The organism is Streptomyces sp. YIM S03343 (assembly GCF_054729195.1).
The window spans coordinates 713,141-731,599 of the sequence record NZ_JBPUKX010000001.1; the positions used below are offsets into that span (position 1 = coordinate 713,141).

Below are 18,459 nucleotides of genomic sequence, written 5' to 3' on the forward strand. Positions count from 1 at the left end.
CTTTCCTTCCTGGTCGGGTCTGCGGGTTTCGGCCCTGGGGGATGCGGGTTTGCGGATGCGGGTCGCGCGGCCCCGGGTTCCCGGGCAGCGGGGCCGGGGCCGCGAGAGGGGGTACGGGTTCTTCTCCGGGCCGGGGTCAGCAGAGCCCGGCGGGGATGGAGGTGCGGCAGACGTTGCCCCTGAAGACGTTGCCCTGGCCGGTAGCGGTGTCGACGAGGTCGGCCGGGGAGTTGTCGTCGAGCAGATTGTCGATGATCCGGTTCCGGTCGCTGGTGACGCCGACGAAGCTCTTGAACAGGACGATGCCGCCCGAGAGCGGTGAGCTGCCCTGGTTGTCCGCGACCAGGTTGCGTGTGACGAGGGTGTCGTCGACGCCGGTCAGGACGATGCCGGAGCCCTGGAGGGCGGCAAGGCGCGCGGTCTTGGGGCAGGACTTGTTGTTGCGGGTGACCGTGTTCTCGGCGACGGTCAGGCTGCCGGCCTTCGGCTTGTTCTCGTCGCCCACGACGAACACCCCGGCGCAGTTGCCGCTCGCGAAGTTGCGCTCGACGGTCAGGTTGCGCAGCCGTCGGACGGTGATCCCGATGCGGTTGCCGGTCAGCCGGTTGCGGCCGACGATCGTCCCCCGGGTGTCCAGGGCGCCCTGCTCCTGGTCCACGCTGTTGGCGAGGAACAGGCCCGCATCCCCGTTGTCGCGGGCGGTGTTCTCCCTGAGGGCACTGCGCGTCGAGCCCTCCTGGGCGATGCCCCACACCCCGTTGTTCGCGGCGATCACATGGCGCATGGTCAGCCGGTCCGTGCCCGTGGCGTACACCCCGGACCGGGCGAAGCCGGTGACGGTGAGCGACTCGACGGAGACACCGCCGAGGGCTTTGTCCTTGGTGCCCAGGACACAGATCCCGTTGCCCATCGCCCCGCAGCTGCCGGTGGGCGCGCGGCCCTGTCCGGTCTTGGGGGAGGACGCGATCTTGAGCGCCGGCTGGATCACCGTGTCCCGTCCGACGCCGCGCAGGGTCAGCCAGGGCGTGCGCACCGTCACGCTCTCGTGGTAGGTACCGGCGGTGACCAGGACGACGTCACCGGGCGCGGAGGCGTCCACCGCGTCCTGGATCGACTCCCCCGGGTGGACCACACGCACGGCGTGGGAGTTGTTGGCGGTCACCGGCGGTGCCGCGCCGACGCCCACCGCGAACAGGGCCGCGGTGCACGCCAGATACGCAATTCGATGTTTCCGGCATTTCTTCATATTCCGGACAGTAAGCTTTGATGATCGCAGCCCCGGTGAATCGTCCATCCGGGGGCGTGTCCGGCTCCGCCTGCGGTCGACGGGGAACAGCACTCCGCTGGAGGTGCAGCGATATGCCGTCTGTCGTCTGCGGCACCATCGTGGCTGGTCGCGCCCACGCGGCGGAGCCGCAGATCGATACAGCCCCCGCGCCCCTTCGGGGCGCTGCCCAACCGCAGCGAACTTCGGCCGACCTGCTTAGTCGGGGCGCAGCACCTCGCGGAGGTTGTCGAGGACCGCCGGGTCCTCGATGGTGGAGGGCGTCGCCACGTCCCGGCCGTCGGCGAGACCGCGCATGGCCTTGCGCAGGATCTTGCCGGAGCGGGTCTTGGGCAGGGCGTCGACGACGGTGATGTCGTGGAACGCCGCGACGGGGCCGATCTGAGTGCGCACCGCCGCGACGAGTTCCTTGCGCAGGGTGTCGTCGTCGATGCTCACGCCGGACTTGAGCACCACAAGGCCGCGCGGGAGCTGGCCCTTGACCTCGTCGTGCACCCCGATCACCGCGCACTCGGCGACGGCGGGGTGGGTGGCGAGGGCGGCTTCCATGGCGCCGGTGGACAGCCGGTGCCCGGCGACGTTGATGACGTCGTCGGTGCGGCCCATGACGAAGAGATAGCCGTCCAGGTCGAAGTAGCCGGAGTCACCGGTGACGTAGTAGCCGTCGTGCTGGGAGAGATAGCCGTCGATGTAGCGCTGGTCGTCCTCCCACAGGGTGGGCAGGGTGCCGGGCGGCAGGGGCAGGGCGATCGCGATGTCGCCCTCCTGCCCGGCCTCCATCGGCTCGCCCGTGGCCGGATCAAGGATCCGCACGTCGAAGCCGGGCACCGGCACGGTGCAGGAGCCGGGCTTGGCACGCCGGGGTTCGAGTCCGCGCAGATTGGCCGCGATGGCCCAGCCGGTCTCCGTCTGCCACCAGTGGTCGGTGACCGGCACACCGAGCTTCTGGTGCGCCCACTGGTAGGTGTCCGGGTCGAGGCGTTCACCGGCCATGAACAGGTCGGTGAGGGACGAGGTGTCGTAGCGGGCGAGTTCGGCGGCGTCAGGGTCGGTCTTGCGGATGACGCGCAGCGCCGTCGGCGCGGTGAACAGGGCCTTGACGCCGTACTCGGAGACCACCCGCCAGAAGGCGCCCGCGTCGGGCGTGCCGATGGGCTTGCCCTCGTAGAGCACGGTGGTGGCGCCGATCAGCAGCGGGGCGTAGACGATGTACGAGTGCCCGACCACCCAGCCGATGTCGGAGGCCGCCCACCAGACGTCGCCGGGGTTGATGCCGTAGACGTTGGCCATGGACCAGGCGAGGGCGACGGCGTGGCCGCCGGTGTCGCGCACCACGCCCTTGGGGCGGCCGGTGGTGCCGGAGGTGTAGAGGATGTAGAGCGGGTCGGTGGCGGCGACCGGCACGGGGTCGGCCGGTTTGGCGGCGGCGACCAGTTCCTGCCAGTCGAGGTCGCGCGGGCCCAGTTGGGCGGGCGCGGCCTCGCGCTGGAGCACCACCACGTGCTCGGGCTGGTGGGCGGTGGTCGCGAGGGCCTCGTCGATGATCTTCTTGTAGTCGACGATCCGGGTGGGCTCGATGCCGCAGGACGCCGCGATGACCGCCTTGGGGCGGGCGTCGTCGATGCGGGCGGCGAGTTCTTTGGGGGCGAACCCGCCGAACACCACGGAGTGCACGGCGCCGATCCGGGCGCAGGCGAGCATGCCGATGACGGCCTCGGGCACCATCGGCATGTAGACGATCACCCGGTCGCCCTTGGTCACGCCGAGCGAGGTCAACGCGCCCGCGAACAGGGCGACCGCGTCGCGCAGTTCGGTGTACGTGTAGGACGCCTTGGTACCGGTGACCGGGGAGTCGTACAGGAGGGCCGCCTGCTCTCCCCGGCCGGAGGCGACATGCCGGTCGAGGGCGTTGTACGCAGTGTTCAGCTCACCGTCCGGGAACCAGCGGTAGAGGGGTGCCCGGGAGTCGTCCAGGGCCCTGGTGGGCGGCCGCGACCAGTCGACGGCCTCGGCGGCCTCCAGCCAGAACCCCTCCCGGTCGGTCAGACTGCGCCGGTAGGCGTCGGCGTACGTCCCCATGAGGCCCTCCTCGCTTCGTTGCGGCTTCCGTATCTCACCACGGCGGACGCCCGGCCGGTATGTGAGGAATACCCCTTGACCGAGGTCGAACCGAATGCCCCGCGCGTCCGTGCCACCCCGGTCAGAGCAGCCGGCGGATGTCGCCGCGGACCCGGTAGAAACCGCCGGCCGCGGCATGCAGGGCGTCCACCACATAGCGTGCCCCCGGCTCGCGTATCGCGCGAGGGAACTGCACGTTCCATGACGGTTCGTAGCCCTCGGTCAGCACATGCACCCGCATCCTGCCGCCCTGCTGGACGCACTCCACGACCACCGAGCCGGTGGGTGCCTGTGCCACGGTGGTGACCGCGGTCACGGTGGTGGCCGGGACATAGGTGGGCAGGGCGGCGGCGAGCTTGACGTCGCGCGCGACCGGCACATGGCCTTCCTGGGCCGCGGCGATGGCCGCCTCGCTCGCGTCGACGCACACCAGGGAGCCGTCGGTGGTCACCAGGTAGAGCCGCTCGTCGTGGTACTGCATGGACAGGGCGGACCCGGCGCCGGTGCCGAGCTTCCACAGCCGGGTGCCGTCCCGGTCGAAGCAGTAGACCGACGAGGCCGAGTCACCGGCGAAGACGAACCGGCCGCCGGGCGAGGTGGCGCAGGAGTACACCGCGCTGTCGCAGGCGTACGTGGCCTCGATCGCGCCCGTCGCCTTCGACAGCCGCTGGACCACCCGGTGGCCGGTGCCCGCGTACACGGCGTGGTCCTCCTGCCAGCCGAACAGGACGGCGCCCTTGGTCGCGGTGTGCCACAGTTCGCGGGTGCCGTCGGGGGCGTAGGCGGTGACGCCGCGGTGGTGGCCGTGGTAGACGGCCCGGTCGTCGGCGCGGACCAGCCAGGCGTGCTCGCCCTGGCTGCGCCGGGACCACTGGTGCTCGTCCTCGTGGTCGATCACCGTCAGCCCGCCGCCTCGGTCGGAGACGCTGAGTACGCCCTCGTGGATGTCCAGCCAGAAGATGTCGACGTCGGCCGCGACGTCGTAGGCGGCGAAGGGCAGCTTCGAGGACAGGTCGTAGACCTTGCCGTCGTCGCAGCCCGCGTAGATCCAGAAGTCGTCCGCGACCAGGCACTTCACACCGTCTGGCAGGCTGAAGCGGGCGAGGACGCCGCCCTCGTGGTCGAGGGAGTAGACATCACCGGCCTGGTTGCCTACCCAGCAGCGGTCGTCGTCGACATGGATGCCGAAGGCGGCGGAGCCGGTGCGGAAGCGCCACAGCACGGGGGCCACGGCACGCGCGGTGGACGGCGCCGAGGTCACCTGGCGGCGGGTGACCGGGCGCGGGGCGCGCTGTCCCTGGACCGCCGGGGCGTACCCCTTGCGGACCTTCTCCCCCACCTTCTTGGCCGCGGCGGCGCGGGCCTTCTCGGCGGTGGGGAACGTGGTCGTCTGGAGCTGTCCGGCGGCGCCTATCCGGCCGTAGCGCACCGTCACCGTCAGGCCGTCGACGGTCACCTCGTAGAACTTGTGCGCGCCCCCGCCGTCCTGCGACAGCTCCAGATACGTCGTCGACACCGTGGCCCCGGCAGACATGGCAGACCCCTCCCCGATGCGGACCCGCGGCCGTTCCGGCGGGTCCGACTGATCACACCGTACGAGGGGGCACTGACAATCGGCCCTGAGCTCTGAGGCCTGAGGCCTGAGCTCTGAGGCCTCAGCCCTGAGCAGGACGCACCGCGGCGGCGGTACGGCTGTGTCGCCGTACCGCCGCCGACGAAGGGGGCCCAGGCCCCGCCAGGGGCCGGTGGTGTCACACCGAGATCTTCTCCGGGACCGCCGCCGCGCGGGAGCGGCCGAGGCGCTGGCGGACCAGCGAGACGCCGACCACGGCCAGTGCCACTAGGGTGGACAGCACCACCTGGTCGCGGCCGCCGCCGTCGGCCGTGTCGGTCAGCATGTAGAGCAGGACGAAGCTGATCAGACCGATGGTCGCCCAGGTCAGGTACGGGTACAGCCACATCTTGACGACCAGCGAGCCCGGCGCCTCGTTCTGGATGATCTTGCGCATCCGCAGCTGGGAGAAGCAGATCACCAGCCAGACGAACAGGGCGATGGCGCCGGAGGAGTTGAGCAGGAACTGGAAGAGGGTGTCCGGCCAGAGGTAGTTGAAGGCGACGGCCACGAAGCCGAAGACCACCGAGGCGAGGATCGCGGTCCGCGGCACACCGCGTCCGGTGGTCTGTCCGAAGCCGGCCGGGGCGTCGCCGCGGCGGCCGAGCGAGAACGCCATGCGGGAGGCGGTGTAGAGGCCGGAGTTGAGGCAGGACAGCACCGAGGTGAGCACGATGGCGTTCATGATCTGGGCGGCGTGCGGGATGCCGATGGAGCTCAGGGCGGCGACGTAGGAGCCCTGCTTGAGGATCGCCGGGTCGTCCCAGTTCAGCAGCGAGACGACGATCAGGATCGAGCCGAGGTAGAACACGCCGATACGCCAGATGACGCTGTTGGTGGCCTTGGTGACCGCGCCGCGCGGGTCCGCGGACTCACCGGCCGCAAGGGTGACGATCTCGCTGCCCATGAAGGAGAAGACGACCATCAGCACACCGGTGAGGATCGCCCCGGGACCGTTCGGCAGGAATCCGCCGTGCGCGGTGAGGTAGGAGAAGCCGGAGGCCGCGTGGTCCGAACCGGGCAGCAGACCGAAGATCGCGAGGGCGCCCAGGATGATGAAGGCGACGATGGCGACGACCTTGATGCCGGCGAACCAGAACTCGAACTCGCCGTAGGAGGCCACGGAGGCCAGGTTGCTGGCGGTCAGCACGACCATGACGATCAGGGCCCAGCCCCACTGCGGCACCGCCGGCACCCACCCGGCGAGGATCTTGGCGCCCGCGGTGGCCTCGACCGCGAGGACGACCACCCAGAAGAACCAGTACAGCCAGCCGATGGTGAACCCGGCCCAGCGACCGAGCGCGCGGTCCGCGTAGGCGGAGAAGGAGCCCGAGGTGGGGTTGGCGGCGGCCATCTCGCCCAGCATCCGCATGACGAGGACGACGAGCACGCCGACCAGCCCGTAGGAGATGAGGATGCCGGGACCGGCGGCGGCGATACCGGAGCCGGAGCCGACGAACAGACCGGCGCCGATGACACCGCCGATGGCGATCATCGACAGATGGCGGTTCTTCAGACCCGCCTTGAGCCCGGCGTCGGCAGCGGACGCTTCGCCGGTGGCGGCCGGTGGCTTCGTGGTGGTGGCAGGGGGAATTGTGGTCATCTCGACATCCATGGAGGGAGAGCGGACGAGGACATGCACGGGTGTTTCCGGGCGCGCCAGGGCACGCCGGATCCACCGGGGGACGGACATGAAGTCGGCGCGTCGCGTTTTGCGAGGACGCGATCACGGTTGCCGTGACGGCATGCAGAGGTGTGACGGCAGAGTGCGTTGCTGGGCAGGTGCTGGGCAGGTACTGCGTCGGTGCTGCCGCTCCGGGCCGTCGGGACGGTGACGGGGTGGCCGTGAGGAAAATAGTTCACCCTGATCAGAAAAAACAAGGGTGTCCGGCCGACGACTTTTCCCTGCCGGTCCCTTGCGCCCCGGGACACCGGCCGCTACCAGGTCTTGTTTAAGTGTTCACCATGCCCTAATTTCTTGCGCAGCGGGACTCCGCCCCGCTGTGGCGGTCGCCACGTCGGCCGGCCGCCGGCCGAGTCCGTCCCCCGTGGGAGCCCCCATGCACAACTCCGCGGCGTGGTCGCGCAGGACGCTCCTGATCCGGCGCCGCCGTGCCCCGTGACGTCCGACGACACACCGTTAGGGTTGCGCCGTGGTGAACGCAGCGGGCAAGTTCGGGCCCTACAACCAACCGGGTCCGGCGCGGTTGCCGTCCGTCAACGGAGTGCATGACGCCCGGGTGCTGCCCGGCCGGGGCCAGACCGGCGCGGAACTGGTCCGCTCACGCATCGCGCTCCAGGTGCGGCTGCGTTCCGTGGCGCCGGGCGACCGGCTGCCCGACGCCGGGGTGCTCGCCGAGGAACTCGGCATCGGCGAGATCACCGTGCGCCGCGCGCTGGAGGGCATGTGCCAGGACGGTCTGCTCGACCGCCGGCGCGGCCGGACCGGCGGCACCTTCGTCGCCCAGGGCTGGGACACTGTCGTGACCGTGATGCACGACGGCGACGAGGCCGCCTCGCTGGACGCCTTCCATCTGCTGCTGGAGTGCGGGCTGGTGGCGCACGGCGCCGACGAGCTGCCGCCCGGTCAGCTCGACGGGCTCCAGGCGCTGGTCGACGAGACCGCTCTGACCGACGACCCGGCGCGGCTGCTGGAACTGGAGACCCGCTTCCATCTCGACCTGGCCGAGGCCCTCGGCGGCGCCGGGATCCGCGAGCTCGCCGCCGATCTGCTCGGCAGACTGTGCCTGGTCCGGCCCGCTCCGGACCCCACCGTCGTACGGGCGCAGAACCGCTGTCATGCCGAGCTGCTCACCGAACTGGGCCGCGGCGCGATGGACCGGGCCGTGCAGGCGGTGAAAGCGCACCGGCACGCCCCCACCCAGCCCGGCTGACCCCATGACCTCCAAGAAACCCCGCCCCGAAGAGCCCTGCCGCACACACACGAAACACCCCGCACCACCTCTTCACCGCACCGCAGAAGGAGCAGCCGCCATGTCCGACCCCGAAGTCGCCGGTCCCCCGGCGCCGGGCCCGACCAGCGACGCACCTCAGCGGCTGCGCGGCGGCGTCCTCGGCATGGCGGACATCGCCGCCGCCACAATGGCGAACGTCGGCCCGGCCATGAGCTTCTTCTTCGGCTTCGCGTTCCTCGCCACCACCGCGGGAGTCGCCTCCCCGCTGACCATCGCCGCCGCCGGGATCGCGGTGGCGCTGCTGGGCAACACGCTCGCCCAGTTCTCCCGGGCGCACCCCTCCGCGGGCAGCTTCATCACCTTCGTCGGCAAGACGTTCGGGCCGGTGAGCGCGGTGACCACGGCGCTGCTCGCCGGGCTCGGCTACATCATCGGGATGGCCGCCGTCATCGCGATCTCGGGCGGCTTCGTCCAGATCACCCTGTACCACTACACCGGCGTCGACCTGCCGTGGATCATCTGGACGCTGCTGCTGACCGGGCTCGCGGTGCTGCTGATGCTGCGCGGGGTGGTCGTGTCCACCAAGTGGGCGGGCTATTTCTTCGCGGTGGAGATGCTGGTGCTGGCCGTGGTGTCGCTCGCGGCGCTGGCCGAGCACGGCGGCCGTCTGTCCGCCGCGCCGTTCCTGCCGAACCACATCACGCACGGGGTGACGGGGCTCGCGGCGGGCTTCCCGCTCGCGGTGTATCTGTTCATCGGCTGGGAGAACTCGGCGGCGCTGGCCGAGGAGACGGAGAACCCGCGGCGCAACGTCGGCCGCGCGGTGTTCTTCTCCATCGCCATCATGACGGTGAGCTACATGCTGTTCTCCTACGCCACGGTCACGGCCTTCGACTACGACGTGGAGCGCCTCGGCGCCGCCCGTATCCCCTTCATCGACGTCGCCCACGACACCCTCGGGGCGCTGGCGTTCCTCGCCTATGTCGGGGGGCTGACCTCCACCCTGGGTGTGCTGATCGCCGGCATCAACTCGCAGGCCCGGCTGATCTTCAACGCGGGGCGCGAGGGTCTGCTGCCCGCGTTCTTCGGCTACGTCCACCCCACCCGCCGTACGCCCGACAACGCGATCGTGACCTTCGCGGCGACCTCGCTGCTGATCATCGGGGTGTGGGGCCTCGGGCACGTCGTCGGGGCCGACGGCGGGCCCATGAACCCCGTGGTGTTCTTCACGGAGTCCTCCAGCCTCGGATCCATCCTGATCCTGCTGGTCTATCTCGCGTCGAACATCGCCCTGCCGCTGTACTACCGCCGTTACCGGCCGCAGGAGTTCCGCACCGTACGGCATCTGGTGCTCCCGGCGATCGGCGCCCTGGCGATCCTGGTGCCGCTGTACTACCTGGCCAAGCCCGGCCAGCCCGCGCCGTACAACTGGTTCCCGGTGGCCGCGCTGGTCGCCCTGCTGGGCTCGGTCGGCTACGCGACGCTGCTGGTCCGGCGTGATCCGGGGCTCGCAGAGCGGGTCGGCTCGGTCGTCGCCGACATGGAGTAAGCCGCCATGGAGTGAAGTGACGGGCGCGAAGGGCGCGAACGGCGTACGGCGCGAGGACGCGCGGGCCGGGCCCCGGCCGGAGCCGGGGCCCGCCGTCGCTCAGCCGCTGAGCGCCGCCAGTACGACCGACTTGGCCTCCTCCTGCACCCGGGCCAGGTGGTCCGGGCCGAGGAACGACTCGGCGTACACCTTGTAGACGTCCTCTGTGCCCGAGGGCCGGGCCGCGAACCAGGCGCTCGGGGTCACCACCTTGATGCCGCCGATGGCCGCGCCGTTGCCCGGGGCCTCGGTGAGCACGGTGGTGATCTCCTCCCCGGCCAGGGTCCGCGCGGTGACCTGGGCGGGCGACAGCTTCGCCAGCAGGGCCTTCTCCTCGCGGGAGGCGGGGGCGTCGATCCGGGCGTAGGCGGGCTCGCCGAAGCGTTCGGTCAGTCCCGCGTAGTGCTCCGACGGGGTGCGCTCGGTGACCGCCGTGATCTCGGAGGCGAGCAGCGCCAGCAGGATGCCGTCCTTGTCGGTGGTCCACACCGATCCGTCCCGGCGCAGGAAGGAGGCACCGGCGGACTCCTCGCCGCCGAAGCCGAGCGTGCCGCCGACCAGACCGTCCACAAACCACTTGAAGCCGACCGGCACCTCGATCAGATCGCGGCCGAGGTCGGTGGCGACGCGGTCGATCATCCCGGACGACACCAGCGTCTTGCCGATGGCCGCACCGGCCGGCCAGCGGTCGCGGTGGTTGAAGAGGTAGGCGATGGCGACGGCGAGATAGTGGTTGGGGTTCATCAGACCCGCGTCCGGGGTGACGATGCCGTGCCGGTCGGCGTCGGCGTCGTTGCCGGTGGCGATGGTGAAGCTGTCGCGCCGCTCGATCAGGGAGGCCATCGCGTACGGCGAGGAGCAGTCCATCCGGATCTGCCCGTCCCAGTCCAGGGTCATGAACCGCCAGGTCGGGTCGGTGTGCGGGTTGACCACGGTCAGATCGAGCCGGTGCTGCTCGGCGATCCGTCCCCAGTAGTCGACCGACGCCCCGCCCAGTGGGTCGGCGCCGATGCGCACCCCGGCCGCGCGGATCGCGTCCAGGTCGAGCACGTTCGGCAGGTCGGCGACGTAGGTGCCGAGGAAGTCGTAGCGCTCGGTGGTGGGTGCGGCGAGGGCGGTGGTGTACGGAACCCGGCGCACGTCCTTGAGACCGGTCGCGATGATCTTGTTGGCGCGGTCCTGGATCCAGGAGGTGATCTCCGAACCGGCCGGGCCGCCGCTGGGCGGGTTGTACTTGAAACCGCCGTCGGCGGGCGGGTTGTGGGAGGGCGTCACCACCACACCGTCGGCGAGGCCGGACTCCCGGCCGCGGTTGTGGGTGAGGATGGCGTGCGAGACGGCGGGCGTCGGCGTGTAGCCGTCGGCCTCGTCGATCAGCACCGTCACCCCGTTGGCCGCGAACACCTCCAGGGCGGTGACCCGCGCGGGCTCCGACAGGGCGTGGGTGTCGGCGCCCAGGAAGAGCGGTCCGTCGGTGCCCTGGGCCGCGCGGTACTCGCAGATGGCCTGGCTGGTGGCGGCGATGTGGTCCTCGTTGAACGCGGCGTTCAGTGAGGATCCGCGGTGCCCGGAGGTACCGAACGCCACCCGCTGTCCCGGGTCGGCGGGATCGGGGTGCAGGGCGTAGTACGAGGTCACCAGCCGGGCCACATCCACCAGGTCCTCGGGGCCGGCAGGCCTGCCTGCTCGCTCGTGCGGCATGGGTCCGTTTCCTCCGCGTCGGTTGATCTTCGGTTGACCGGTCGATTGATCGTTCGGTCTGGGTCTCATCCTGCCTCTTCCGGCCGCGGGGAAACGACCGGAGGGAACGGGAGAGGTCCTGGATGCGCCACTTCGGCCGCGTATAGCCCTTTCGCCACACAGGCCCCAGCAGGCCCGTCCGCCCCTTCGGTGCGCCCACTCCCGAGGCGCGCAGCACGCCCACTGAACCGGCGTGAGCCTGCCCCGTTCGACCGGGTCTGCCCCGTTCTCCGCCTCCGGAGCGTCCCCTGCCCCAGCCCCCATCTCCTGAGCGTCCCCCGGTACCATCGCCGGGTGGACACCTACTGGCACGCCGTGACCCCGCCGCCCGTCGTCTGACAGGGCGCGGACAGCGGTGACGTGAATCCCGGCCCGGGCGGCCCCGACGGCCGCCGGGCACTTCTGTCGTGCGCCCGCCTCGGAACATCCGCGACCGGACCGATCCGATCCTTCCGATCCCGTCCGATCCGTTCCGGTCCCCTCCGACGACGACGCATCCCACGACGGAAGACCACGACATCGTGCCGAACCGCACCACACCCCTGCCCCGGGCCTCCGGCCGCCCCGCCACCAACGAAGCACGCCGCCCGGCACGCACCGGATTCCTCGGCGGGCCCGCTCCCGTCCTCGCCTCGGCCGTGCTGTGGGGCACGACCGGGACCGCGAGTTCGCTCGCCCCGGCCAAAGCGCCCGCCTCGGCCATCGGCTGCGCCGGACTCGCCCTCGGCGGGCTCCTGCTGTTCCTCACCTCACGCGGCGCCCGCTCCCTGCCCGCCGCCTGCACCCGGCGCGAACGCCTGCTGCTCGCCGTGGGAGCGCTCGCGGTCGCCGGATACCCGGTGACCTTCTATCCGGCGGTGGCCCGCACCGGGGTCGCCGTGACGACGGTGATCGCACTGGGCAGCGCGCCGGTCTTCGCCGGGCTGCTGTCCTGGCTCACCGGGCAGTCCCGCCCCACCGCCCGCTGGACCGCCGCCACCACGGCCGCCGTACTGGGCTGCGCCCTGCTGGTCCTGGGGCCCGCGCTCACCGGCCGGGCCGCGCCGGCCGACCTCACCGGCGTCGCCCTGGCCGCCTTCGCCGGGCTGTCGTACGCGGTGTACTCGCTGATCGGCGGCGACCTCATCGGGCGCGGACACGCCTCGGACGCGGTGATGGGCGTGCTGTTCGGGGCGGCGGGACTGCTCGTCGTACCCCTTGTGATCGGGGTCGACGCGCGCTGGCTGGGCACCGTGCGCGGCGCCGAAGTGGCAGGGTATCTGGCCCTGTTCACCGTGTTCCTCGCCTACCGGCTGTTCGGGCACGGGTTGCGCCGCACACCCGCGTCGGTGGCGACATCGCTCACGCTGGTCGAGCCCGCCGTCGCCGCGGTCCTCGGGGTGTGCGTCCTCGGGGAGCGGCTGCCGGGCGTCTCGTGGGGCGGCCTCGGTGTACTCGCCCTGGGACTCGTCCTGTTGGCTCTCCCGACTCGTGCCGCCCGTGGTGCCCGGGTGTCCCGTCAGCCTCTGTCCGAGAACATTCCCTGAATTGTCCTTGATCGGTAACAGCCGGATCCGATCGGTGAGTTGCGTCGTCCTGACAGATGCACGGGGAACAGCACCTTGAGGGATCGGGGCGACATGTCAGGGCACGGCGGGCGGGGCTGGTACGGCCGGGTGATCGCGGCAGCGGTCGGAGTGACGGCGGCGGCCGCGATGACCTCGTTGTGGGTCGCGCAGGCGGGGCAGGTCGAGGACTCGGGCAAGCATGCGAAGACCCCGGCCGTGAAGCCGGTGTCGGTGGAGATAGCGCACGCCTCGGAGGCCGGTCCCCGGGGCGTCAACATCACCATCGACGACGGCCCGGACCCCACCTGGACCCCGCAGGTGCTGGCCGTCCTCAAGGAGTACGGGGTGAAGGCCACGTTCTGCATGGTGGGCCCCCAGGCAGCCGCGCACCCCGATCTGGTCAAGGCGGTCGTGGCGGCCGGGCACCGGCTGTGCGACCACAGCGTGTCGCACGACACGACCATGGACAAGAAGTCCGAGAGCTACCAGAAGAACGAGATCCTGGACGCCGAGCGGATGATCATCAAGGCGTCCGGGGGCGTCCGCCCGCTGTACTACCGTGCCCCGGGCGGCGCGTTCACTCCGTACAGCCGGAAGCTCGCCGCCTCGCGCGGGATGCGGCCGCTGGGCTGGAACGCCGACTCCAAGGACTTCGAACGGCCGGGCACCGCCGCCATCGTCGCCACCGTGGAGCGGGAGGTCACGGGCGGGCCGACGATCCTGTTCCACGACGCGGGCGGGGACCGCTCGCAGACGGTGGCCGCGCTGCGCGAGGTGCTGCCGTGGCTGAAGCAGCAGGGCTACACCTTCGGGTTCCCGGTGCGCTGAGCGCGGAGACGGCGTCGGCGGACGGTCAGGGGTGGAGCGGTCGTCGGCGGACGGTCAGAGGGTGAAGCGGTCGTCGGCGACCGGCCGGCGGCGGGAGCGGGTGGCGCCGAAGCCGGTCTCGTGGTCCCAGACATGGGCGCACGAGGGGCACTGGAGATGCAGCAGACTGCCCGTGTTGGACAGCAGATGGCGCCAGTGCGTGGAGCATGTACGGCGCTGTTCGCACGTCTCGCAGCCCCGGCTGTCGTGGCAGCCCGGGCACTCCACCCAGGCGCGGCGGCCCGGGTCGGCGTGCGGATCAAGCGGAAGCACGGCCGCCGCCCTTCCGGTCCGGCAGGACGCCCGCGGCGACCAGGTCGTCGTGGATACGCCGCTGTTCGGCGTCGAGGCCGGAGTACAGCAGCTCGTACGCCGCCTCCTCGCCGCGCAGCGCCGCCACCGGGTCCCAGTCGGGGCCGAGGGCGTCGAGCACATGGGCACGGCGGAGTATCTCGTGGGCGGCGAGGTCGACGGTGAACGCGACCGCCTCCGGTGCCGCCCCGGGGTCTTCGGGGGTGGGGTCGTGCGGGGACATGAGGTGAACCTAAGTCGGCCGTCGCGGGCCGGGCAAGGGCGGGTGGGGGACGTCACAGCGGCATACCGCCTGGTCGGAGGCGTACGTCACGTCCAGTACGTCACTTCCAGCCGTAGGCGTAGGCGGCGACCCAGGTGATGTCGAGCCGGGCGCTGCTGCCGGGGGCGGCGCCCGGGCCCTCCAGGGCGCTCTCGTTCTGCAGCACCCAGGACAGCGGCCCGTCGGACACTCCCCGGGTGTCCTGGCCGATCAGCCGCCCGTCGGCGTAGAAGCGGACATGGCCCGGCGTCCACTCGGTGGAGACGGTGTGCCAGTGCGTCCAGTCGTCGCTGCCCGCGAACCAGCCCTGCTCGCCGCCCCCGCAGGGATGGTGGAAGGCGCTGAGGGTGCCGGTCCACTCGCCCTCGGGGAAGTCCATCTCGCAGCCGCCGCCGTAGTGCAGCCACGCCGATTTGTAGCCGGGGGCGAGCTCGGTCACCTTGATGCGGGCGGTGAACTTGCCGTACGTCATCTGCATGACGGCGCGCGGTACGACGGCCGCTGAGTGCACGGGGCCTCCGTCGCTCGGCCGCCACATCCGGATGAACATGCGTCCGTCCCCGTCCGCCGCCCGGCCGACGCTGACGGTGTCCTCGGGATGGTAGACGCCCGTGACGGCCCGGCCGCGGTCATGGGCGGTGTCGGGCCAACCGCTCGGGTAGGCCCACCAGTTGTCGCGGTAGGTGCCGCGCAGTCCGCCGCAGTACGCGCCGGAGGTGTCGGTGTGGTGGTCGCAGTCGCTGAACGAGCCCAGGGGCACCCGGTCGCCGTCGAAGTCCTCGGCGAGCACCTGCCAGAAGGGCCCGCAGTCACCGTGCGGCAGCTCGGTGACCGAGCCGCCGCGGCAGGCGTCGGCCGACACGGGGGCGCCGTCGGCGCGGGGGCTGCCCAGGAAGGCGGCGACCAGCAGCAGGCCCAGGGCCACCAGGAGGGTGCGGCGGGTACGGCGGGGCCGTCGGCTGCGGTGGGGGTGCCGGGTGCGGCGGTGGGGGGCTGCGCGGTGGTGATGTGCGGTGCGGCGGTGGTCGTCGGTGCTGCGGGGATGGCCCGTGTGGCGGGGTTCGGTGTGGCGTGGATGGTGCGGCGCTGCGTGCAAGCCCATCGGAAGACTCCCTAGACCGCCCCGGGGTACCGGCGTCGTCGTCCTTCGTTCCCGTGCCCTGTGCCGCGCGTTCGCGTTCGCGTCGGTGGCTGTGGTGCTCGCCGTGCTCGTGTCCCATGCTTAGTGGTCTGCGTCGTAAGTCCTTCGGGGGTTGACTTCAGAGCCGGTCGTGGGTGTGTGCACTGTCAGCTGTCGAAGGCGGTGAGGTGGAGGTGGCAGGCGGTGTCGAGGGCGTCCTCCGGGGTGCCGCTGCCAGTGCCGGTGGGCAGGAGGGCGTCCTGGTAGCGGTCGCTGGCCGGGTCGTGCAGGGCGAAGCCCCAACGGCTGGCGGTGCCGTGGTAGCGCAGGCGCATCAGCTTGACGCTCTGGCCGTCGGCCAGTTCACCGTCCACGTAGGCGTACTGGCCCCGGTGGCGGACGCGCAGGCCGGCCAGCTGCGGCCAAGCGGCCTTGGCGTGCATGTTCAGATACAGCTCGAGTTGGAGCCGGGTATGTTCCGAGGGCGTTGGCACAGCGGACATCCTGCCGGAGGGCCGGCGATCGGGGGGCGGGCAGGATACGGCCTGTCGTGATCCACTTCTCGTGATCGGCTTGCCCGCCTTGCCCGTTGCCCCTGCCCGCTCGATAACCCTGACCGCCTCCGAGCGCAGGCGGCTCAAGACGATGGCCTACGGCCACAAGACCGAGCACCGGCTCCGTCAGCGCGCCCAGGTCGTCCTGCACGCAGCCCGGGGCCGCCCCAACGCCCGCATCGCCCGCGAGACCGGGCTGCACCTGGACACCGTCCGCACCTGGCGCGGCCGATTCGCCGAGCACCGGCTGCCCGCGCTGTCCGACCGCAAGCGCTCCGGGCGTCCCGCCTCCTTCACGCCGCTGCAGACCGCCCAGGTCAAGGCCCTGGCCTGCCAACTGCCCGCCGAGAGCGGCACACCGCTCTCGCGCTGGTCAGCCCCGGAGCTGGCCCGCGAGGTCGTCGGCCGCGCCATCGCCGGCGCGATCTCCGCCTCCACCGTGCGGCGCTGGCTCAGGCAGGACGCGCTCAAGCCCTGGCAGTACCAGTCCTGGATCTTCATCACCGACCCTGCCTTTCGGTCCAGGGCCGAGCTCGTACTCGACCTCTATGCCCGCATCTGGAACGGCGAAGCGCTTTGCGCGGACGAGTACGTGATCAGCGCGGATGAGAAGACCTCCATCCAGGCCCGCTGCCGCTGCCACCCCGCCCTGGCCCCCGGGCAGGCCAGGGCGATGCGGGTGAACCACACCTACGGCCGCGGTGGCGCCCTGGCCTACCTGGCCGCCTACGACGTCCACCACGCGAAGACCTTCGGCCGCTGCGAGCCGAGAACCGGCATCGCCCCGTTCATGGCCCTGGTCGACCAGGTCATGACCCAAGAGCCCTACGCCAGCGCGAAACGCGTGTTCTGGGTCGTGGACAACGGATCCTCCCACCGCGGCAAGAAGGCCGCCGACCGGCTGACCGCCGCCTACCCGAACGCGGTCCTCGTCCACACCCCGATCCACGCCTCCTGGTTAAACCAGGTGGAGATCTACTTCTCCGTTGTGCAGCGCAAGGTCGTGACACCCAACGACTTCACCGACCTCAACGAGGTCGCGGACCGGCTCCGAGCCTTCGAAGACCGCTACAACGCCACGGCACAGCCGTTCCAGTGGAAGTTCACCACCTCCGACCTGGACGATCTCCTGGCCAGGCTCGACCGGCACACCGCCGATCACCCAGAAGAATCCTCCGCCGCCCCGGCAACATGATCAACCCCCGAAGGACTTACGACGCAGACCACTTAGCGGCACGGCCCCGGGGGCACCATCCCCGCACGCCGAGTTCGCACCAGGGACCGTCGTCCTGCCGTACTGCCGCACCTTCGTACGCCGTAGTGCCGTATCCCCGGACCGCTCACCGGCGTCCGATGCGCGACCGCCCGCGATTCTTCGGTTTCCGGACACCCGGCCGTCACGGCAATCGGGGAAGTTCACGGCGTCCCCCTGGCCGTCCTGTATCCGTTTCGCCCCGGCTCCCCTCGGGCGCGTGACGCGGAAGGATGCCGTGTGCCGTGTCCCCCTTGCCGCTCGAAGACTCCCCCGGGGTGCTCGCGGTCCCCGCGTGCGAACCCGCCCCCGCCGTACGGCTCTCCCGACTCGCCCGACTGCCGGATCTCGCCCGGTTCTTCCGTCATGCCCTGGCACTGCTCCCGCTGCTGCTGATCACGGCGTGGGCGGTGGTCGACTGGCGCTCGCTGCGTGACAACGCGGCCCGGATACCGACGTCCGAACCCTGGTGGCTGCTCTCGGCGGTGGTGTGCACCTGTCTGGGCTGGGTGGCGGCCGCCTGTGTACGGCAGGGCGCCACCGTGGAACGGCTGCCGCCCGGGCTGCTGCTGGCGTCCCAGTTCGCCGCGGGCACCGCGAACCATCTGCTCCCGGCGAGTATCGGCGCCCACGCGGTCACGCTGCGCTTCCTCCAGCGTCAGGGCATCCCGCTGGCCCGCGCCAGCGCCTCGCTCGCCCTGTACTCACTGGTCAAGCCGGTCGCCAAGACCTGTGTCCTGCTGGTGTTCCTCGTCGCGTTCCCCGGCATGCTGCGGCTGCGTGAAATGCTGCCCGGCAGAGATGCGTTGCTCCTCACCGTAACGGGAGCGACGATCGCGCCCGCGGCAGCCGTCGTGCTGTTCGCGACGGTACGGCCGCTGCGGTGCAGGCTCATGGCGTTCCTGCGCGTCGCCCTCTCCGACGCGCGCACCCTGCACACCCGGCCCGCCCGGGTGCTCGCCCTGTGGGGCGGGGCGGCGGCCACACCGGTGCTCCAGGCCAGTGTGATCGCCTCGGTCGGGGCGGCGCTCGGGCTGGGGCTGACCTGGGCGCAGGTGGTGTTCGCCTTCCTCGTCGCGAGCACCGCGACCGGGGCGGTACCGGCACCGGGCGGGATCGGGCCCGTCGACGCGGCACTGGTGTTCACCATGGCCGCGGCCTACGGCACACCGGTAGGCCTCGGCACAGCCACCGTCGTCGGCTACCGGGTCCTGACGGTGTGGGTGCCGCTCGTGCCGGGGGCGCTGGTGCTCTCGGCGATGGTCCACCGGCGGGCGCTGTGAGACG

General features: G+C 71.3%; 15 protein-coding genes. 6 read left to right on the plus strand and 9 right to left on the minus strand.

Features of this window, described 5'->3' with window-relative positions; all coding sequences use genetic code 11:
- Nucleotides 1–136 precede the first annotated feature (136 nt).
- The 4 genes from ACSYGN_RS03105 to ACSYGN_RS03120 all read right to left on the minus strand — a co-directional run bounded on the left by ACSYGN_RS03105 (nt 137) and on the right by ACSYGN_RS03120 (nt 6,618).
- Nucleotides 137–1,246, minus strand: a complete 1,110-nt coding sequence (locus ACSYGN_RS03105; RefSeq protein ID WP_460391538.1) for a right-handed parallel beta-helix repeat-containing protein — start codon at nt 1,244–1,246, stop codon at nt 137–139.
- Nucleotides 1,247–1,483: 237 nt separating this feature from the next.
- A complete protein-coding gene (locus tag ACSYGN_RS03110; protein WP_460391540.1) occupies nt 1,484–3,364 on the minus strand; it encodes a propionyl-CoA synthetase in 1,881 nt (626 codons plus the stop codon).
- Between the two features lie 121 nt (nt 3,365–3,485).
- Nucleotides 3,486–4,937: a WGR domain-containing protein gene (locus tag ACSYGN_RS03115; protein WP_460391542.1), complete on the minus strand. Its 1,452-nt coding sequence runs from the start codon at nt 4,935–4,937 to the stop codon at nt 3,486–3,488.
- A 217-nt stretch (nt 4,938–5,154) separates the two neighbouring features.
- Nucleotides 5,155–6,618: an amino acid permease gene (locus tag ACSYGN_RS03120; protein ID WP_460391544.1), complete on the minus strand. Its 1,464-nt coding sequence runs from the start codon at nt 6,616–6,618 to the stop codon at nt 5,155–5,157.
- 550 nt (nt 6,619–7,168) lie between these two features.
- Between ACSYGN_RS03120 and ACSYGN_RS03125 the strand changes: the two genes are divergently transcribed.
- Together ACSYGN_RS03125 and ACSYGN_RS03130 are read left to right on the plus strand one after the other, a co-directional pair.
- Nucleotides 7,169–7,909: a FadR/GntR family transcriptional regulator gene (locus ACSYGN_RS03125; protein ID WP_460391546.1), complete on the plus strand. Its 741-nt coding sequence runs from the start codon at nt 7,169–7,171 to the stop codon at nt 7,907–7,909.
- Between the two features lie 100 nt (nt 7,910–8,009).
- Nucleotides 8,010–9,479: an APC family permease gene (locus ACSYGN_RS03130; protein WP_460391548.1), complete on the plus strand. Its 1,470-nt coding sequence runs from the start codon at nt 8,010–8,012 to the stop codon at nt 9,477–9,479.
- Between the two features lie 99 nt (nt 9,480–9,578).
- Here the strand turns inward: ACSYGN_RS03130 and pgm are convergent, their stop codons facing one another.
- Complete coding sequence (gene pgm / locus ACSYGN_RS03135) at nt 9,579–11,219, minus strand: phosphoglucomutase (alpha-D-glucose-1,6-bisphosphate-dependent) (RefSeq protein WP_460391550.1); 1,641 nt, start codon at nt 11,217–11,219, stop codon at nt 9,579–9,581.
- 560 nt (nt 11,220–11,779) lie between these two features.
- On the opposite strand from pgm, the gene ACSYGN_RS03140 reads away from it, so the two are divergent.
- Together ACSYGN_RS03140 and ACSYGN_RS03145 are read left to right on the plus strand one after the other, a co-directional pair.
- On the plus strand, nt 11,780–12,784 hold the full coding sequence (locus ACSYGN_RS03140; protein ID WP_460391552.1) for a DMT family transporter: 1,005 nt from the start codon (nt 11,780–11,782) through the stop codon (nt 12,782–12,784).
- Nucleotides 12,785–12,877: 93 nt separating this feature from the next.
- Entirely contained in the window at nt 12,878–13,633 is a 756-nt protein-coding gene (locus ACSYGN_RS03145; protein ID WP_460391554.1) for a polysaccharide deacetylase family protein, read from the plus strand.
- A 54-nt stretch (nt 13,634–13,687) separates the two neighbouring features.
- Here ACSYGN_RS03145 and ACSYGN_RS03150 read toward each other — a convergent pair whose 3' ends face one another.
- The 4 genes from ACSYGN_RS03150 to ACSYGN_RS03165 form a co-directional block, all read right to left on the minus strand.
- Nucleotides 13,688–13,945 carry a hypothetical protein gene (locus tag ACSYGN_RS03150; RefSeq protein ID WP_460391556.1) on the minus strand — a complete coding sequence of 86 codons (258 nt, stop codon included), beginning with the start codon at nt 13,943–13,945 and terminating at the stop codon, nt 13,688–13,690.
- Nucleotides 13,932–14,207: a DUF6400 family protein gene (locus ACSYGN_RS03155; protein ID WP_460391558.1), complete on the minus strand. Its 276-nt coding sequence runs from the start codon at nt 14,205–14,207 to the stop codon at nt 13,932–13,934. The genes ACSYGN_RS03150 and ACSYGN_RS03155 overlap by 14 nt, the downstream gene beginning before the upstream one ends.
- Before the next feature lie 100 nt (nt 14,208–14,307).
- Complete coding sequence (locus ACSYGN_RS03160) at nt 14,308–15,348, minus strand: glycoside hydrolase family 16 protein (protein ID WP_460391560.1); 1,041 nt, start codon at nt 15,346–15,348, stop codon at nt 14,308–14,310.
- A gap of 185 nt (nt 15,349–15,533) precedes the next feature.
- Nucleotides 15,534–15,860 (minus strand): hypothetical protein, encoded by a 327-nt coding sequence (locus tag ACSYGN_RS03165; RefSeq protein WP_460391562.1) that lies wholly within the window; start codon nt 15,858–15,860, stop codon nt 15,534–15,536.
- An 88-nt stretch (nt 15,861–15,948) separates the two neighbouring features.
- Here ACSYGN_RS03165 and ACSYGN_RS03170 point away from each other — a divergent pair, with 88 nt between their 5' ends.
- The gene (locus tag ACSYGN_RS03170) at nt 15,949–17,115 is read left to right on the plus strand and encodes an IS630 family transposase (protein WP_460391564.1); all 1,167 of its coding nucleotides are present in this window, start codon (nt 15,949–15,951) and stop codon (nt 17,113–17,115) included.
- 302 nt (nt 17,116–17,417) lie between these two features.
- Nucleotides 17,418–18,455: a lysylphosphatidylglycerol synthase transmembrane domain-containing protein gene (locus ACSYGN_RS03175; RefSeq protein ID WP_460391566.1), complete on the plus strand. Its 1,038-nt coding sequence runs from the start codon at nt 17,418–17,420 to the stop codon at nt 18,453–18,455.
- Nucleotides 18,456–18,459: the final 4 nt, after the last annotated feature.